Source organism: Sphingomonas sp. CFBP 8765 (assembly GCF_014841445.1).
Lineage (GTDB): Bacteria > Pseudomonadota > Alphaproteobacteria > Sphingomonadales > Sphingomonadaceae > Sphingomonas > Sphingomonas aerolata.
Window position 1 is genome coordinate 1 of sequence record NZ_JACYTY010000034.1, and the last position, 612, is coordinate 612.

Annotated in this window: 1 protein-coding gene; it reads right to left on the bottom strand. The window is 57.7% G+C overall.

All coding sequences use genetic code 11. The features are described from left to right. Positions 1 to 501: FxDxF family PEP-CTERM protein (locus tag IFT87_RS20110; RefSeq protein WP_192191755.1), on the bottom strand; the 501-nt coding region annotated here is incomplete at its 3' end. Between the last annotated feature and the right edge of the window lie 111 nt (positions 502 to 612).

The window sequence follows — 612 nt, forward strand, 5'->3', positions numbered from 1 at the left end:
GATCCCGCCGATACCGAACAGCATGATTGCCCAGGTACCAGCCTCGGGAACTGCTGCCGTCGGCTCGAAGGTCGCGGTGCCGGCATAGGAGCCGTTGCCACGCGACGTGCCGTTCACGACGATCTGGTTCGGCACACCCGATGCGATCGAGACGTCGTTGAGCTCGAAGAACTCGGCGTTGCCGACAATGGTCTTCGTTGCTGCGAAGCCGTTGATGAACACCGACAGGATGTCGAGATCGGTCGAGCTCGTCAGCCGCGTGGTGTTCGTGCTCAGCGTGCCGCTAGCCAGACCGGTCTGATCGATAATGAAGTTGAAGGTATCCTGGAAGGTGCCGGCCGCGATGCCCGAACGGCCAAAATCTGCCGAAACGGTACCATCGTTGATATCGCCGCGAACGGTGAATTCCGGATCGTTCGGGGTGAAGTCAACTGCATGAGCCGCTGGGGCCATCGCGAAGACGGATGCGAATGCCATGGTCGAAAAAAGTAGACGCTTCATGTTGGTTTCCTCGAGTTTGTCCTTAACGAAAGGATAACGGGGGCCATGGCGACGCGCAAATCGCTCTATCGCAAAATCCAGCTATGCCCTTGATAATGTCGATTTTCGGGA